Below are 3444 nucleotides of genomic sequence, written 5' to 3' on the forward strand. Positions count from 1 at the left end.
TTGTGGGCGTGGACCGCACGTGACAGTTCGACCCCCGAGACTTTCGCGGTTGCGCCACGGTTCCCGGCACCGGCAACCGATCCATCCTCGCGCACCGGTGGGCCCGCACCGGCGATCATCGCGATCGCCGCGCTGCGGCTGTTCCTGTGGATGGTCGTTCGCCGTCTGCGTCGATACGCGCTCGCCCGGGCGGTGCGGATCACCGTCACCGGCGCACCGAACATCGCGGTGCGCAGCCTGTCCCGCACCGACCGGGTCGACTGGCAGGCGGCCGCTACCGCACACCGCGCCCGGCTCGCACCGACCGACCGGCGCCGGCATCGGCGCGAGTGGCACCGCGCCCTGCGCAACGCCCGTCACGGGTTGCGGTCACCCGGCGGGCTGGTCCTCGTGCTCCTCACCGAGGGCCGGTACGCCGGGGAGATCCGATTGTTCGAACCGACGATGACGGGGCGCGTCGCGCGGCTGTCGGCCTGGGCGGATCCCGAGCTCGTCGAGGCCACGCAGCTGGGGGCGGCGCTGCGGGCGGTCGCCGAACACGGGTTCGACGAACTCGGGCTTCGGCGGATCGCCGCCGAAGTCCCCAGCGCCGACCCCGCACCGAACACCGCTTTGACTGCCGCCCATTTCACCGAAGAAGGTGTGCTGCACGACCATTGCGGCCCCACGGGCGTCCGCGCCGACCATCGCCTGTGGGCCCTGACCACACCACCGAGTCACGGAGGTCGCCGCTGATGCGAACGTTCCAGCGCAGCAATGAGATCCAGGCCCGCCTGCACGATCTGGTGCCGGGCGGCGCGCACACCTACGCTCGTGGCGCCGATCAGTACCCGGAGAACATGGCGCCGATCCTGGTGCGCGGCAAGGGCGCGCACGTGTGGGACGCCGACGGCAATCGCTATGTCGAATACGGGATGGGGTTGCGGTCGGTGACGCTCGGCCACGCGTACCGACCCGTGCTGGACGCGGTGTCGTCGGCCATCGCCGACGGGGTCAGCTTCACCCGCCCCACCGAGCTGGAACTGCTGGCCGCCCAGGACTTCCTGGATCTGGTCCCCGGCGCCGACATGGTGAAGTTCACCAAGAACGGTTCCGACGCGACCACCGCCGCGGTGCGCCTGGCCCGCGCGGTGACCGGACGCGACCGCGTCGCGGTCTGTCAGCAGCCCTTCTTCTCCGTCGACGACTGGTTCATCGGCACCACACCGATGTCAGCTGGTATCCCCCCGGTCGACACCGTGACCTTCCCCTACAACGACCTCTCCGCGCTGCGTCGAGTCCTGGCCGCGTCGCCGATCGCCGCCGTGGTGATGGAACCCGCGACGGCCACTGGAGAACCCGAACACGGCTACCTGTCCGCGGTCCGCGACCTGTGCGACCGGTACGGCGCCCTGCTGGTCTTCGACGAGATGATCACCGGTTTCCGCTGGTCGGCGGGTGGCGCGCAGGCCGTATACGGCGTCGCCCCCGATCTGTCGTGCTGGGGCAAGGCGATGGGAAACGGTTTTCCCATCGCGGCGCTGGCGGGCAAACGCGAGTTCATGGAACGCGGCGGGCTTCGGACCGACCACGACCGCGTGTTCCTGCTGTCGACCACGCACGGCCCGGAGACCGCGTCGCTGGCGGCGTTTCGCGCGGTGGTGCACGCCTACCGCACCGAGGACCCGGTCGCCCGGATGGAAGCGGCCGGTAGCCGGTTGGCCGCGGGAGCGAACGCGATCGCCGCCGAGCTCGGCATCGCCGGGCACCTGTCGGTGACGGGGCGCCCGTCCTGCTCCATTTTCCGTACGCACGACGCCGATGGTGTTGCTTCCCAAGCCTTTCGAACCCTGTTCATCCAGGAGATGCTGACCCGAGGCGTCCTCGGTCAGTCGTTCGTCACCTCGGCGGCCCACGACGACACCGCCGTCGACCACACCATCGCCGCGTTCGCCGAGGCCGCTCGGGTGTACCGCACCGCCCTCGCCCGTGGCACCGTCGACGGCCTGCTGACCGGTCGCCCGGTCGCCCCCGCCCTGCGTCGCACCGCCGCGCCCCGACAGATCGAAGCGAGCACCCGCCGATGACCCGTGTCGCCATCGTCCACGAACGTTTCACCGAGTTCGGCGGCTCCGAGGCCGTGGTCGGCGAATTCGTCGAAACCTGGCCCGATGCCGAGGTTTTCGCACCGATCGTCGCGCCGGGCGGCCTGCGCGAGCCCGTGCGCACTGTGCACGACACCTGGCTCAGCACGGCGCACACCTACACCGGCGGCAGGCACGCTCCCCTGCTCCCGTTGGTCCCGCGCGCGCTGCGGCGAATGCCGTTGCGCGACTTCGATGTCGTGGTGATCAGCCATCACGCGTTCGCCACCCAGGCCGCCTTGGCCACCGACGCACCGGTGGTCGCCTACGTGCACTCCCCCGCCCGCTGGGCGTGGGATCGCGAATTCCGCGCACAGGAGGCAGGCGGTCGTATCGGGCAGCTGGCGCTGGGCGCACTGGGCACCCTGGCCCGGCGGGGCGAACTGCGCGCCGCCCCGCGGCTCACCCACGTCATCGCCAACTCGCACGCGGTCGCCGAGCGGGTCACCGAATGGTGGGGGCTGCCCGCCTCGGTCGTCAACCCGCCCGTGCAGGTCAGCCGCTTCACCCCTGATCGGTCGGTGGCACGCGAGGACTTCTTCCTGTGCGCGGGCAGGCTCGTGCCCTACAAGCGCGCCGACCTCGCCATTCGCGCCGCGCAGCGGGCCGGGGTTCGCCTGGTGGTTCTCGGCGAAGGCCGGTTCCGCGCGCAGCTCGACGAGATCGCGGGCTCGGAGACGACCTTCCTCGGCGCCACCTCCGGCGAGCTGTTGCAGGACATGTACCGGCGCTGCCAAGCCCTGCTCATGCCGGGCATCGAGGACTTCGGCATCGTCCCGGTGGAGGCGATGGCCTGCGGCACGCCCGTGCTCGCGGTCGGCGCCGGTGGCGCCCTCGATACGGTGCGCCCCGGCGTCACCGGCGAGTACGTACCGGCCGGATCCGATGCGGACGTCGTCGCGGCGCTGGCCGACGTGATGCGCGAATTCCGCTCGGCGTCCTACGATCCCGCGAAGATCCGCGAGCACGCCCGCACCTTCGCCCCCGAGGTGTTCCGCACCAGGATCGCGAGCACTGTCGGCGACATCCTGGCGGATCGGTAGCGACATGTTGTCTGAAACTCTCGGTTACTGAAAGTATCTGTCACACATACCCTTTGACCTGCGGCGATGGGTGACAATTCCCACACGGTGATACCACGCCATCAGCTTGCCCGGCTAGGTTACTGACGAGTACGGTAAGCGTAGCCGGGACGACGATGTGCCCGGTTTCTCTCCAGCCACTTTGCTGCTGGACCTCAACCGTTGATTTCGCATTCACCGCCGCATGCCGATCACTGTTGCGCGACACCGTGTTTCGAGATTTTCAGGAGGAGCGATGG

Annotated in this window: 3 protein-coding genes; all 3 read left to right on the top strand. The window is 69.9% G+C overall.

Annotated elements, in window-relative coordinates; all coding sequences use genetic code 11:
- Positions 1–735, top strand: a 735-nt coding sequence (locus ACFWF3_RS28950; protein ID WP_379316712.1) for a GNAT family N-acetyltransferase, incomplete at its 5' end; no start/stop codon positions are given.
- Positions 735–2066, top strand: coding sequence for a glutamate-1-semialdehyde 2,1-aminomutase (locus ACFWF3_RS28955; RefSeq protein WP_379316714.1), 1332 nt, complete (start codon positions 735–737; stop codon positions 2064–2066). The genes ACFWF3_RS28950 and ACFWF3_RS28955, both read left to right, overlap by 1 nt.
- The gene (locus ACFWF3_RS28960; protein WP_379316716.1) at positions 2063–3166 is read left to right on the top strand and encodes a glycosyltransferase; all 1104 of its coding nucleotides are present in this window, start codon (positions 2063–2065) and stop codon (positions 3164–3166) included. Before ACFWF3_RS28955 ends, ACFWF3_RS28960 begins: the two co-directional genes overlap by 4 nt.
- Positions 3167–3444: the final 278 nt, after the last annotated feature.

This window comes from Nocardia sp. NPDC060220 (genome assembly GCF_042727815.1).
GTDB lineage: Bacteria > Actinomycetota > Actinomycetes > Mycobacteriales > Mycobacteriaceae > Nocardia.

Coding starts and splice junctions, on each gene's coding strand:
- ACFWF3_RS28955 (WP_379316714.1), top strand. CDS start 735: ATGCGAACGTTCCAGCGCAGCAATGAGATCCAGGCCCGCCTGCACGAT.
- ACFWF3_RS28960 (WP_379316716.1), top strand. CDS start 2,063: ATGACCCGTGTCGCCATCGTCCACGAACGTTTCACCGAGTTCGGCGGC.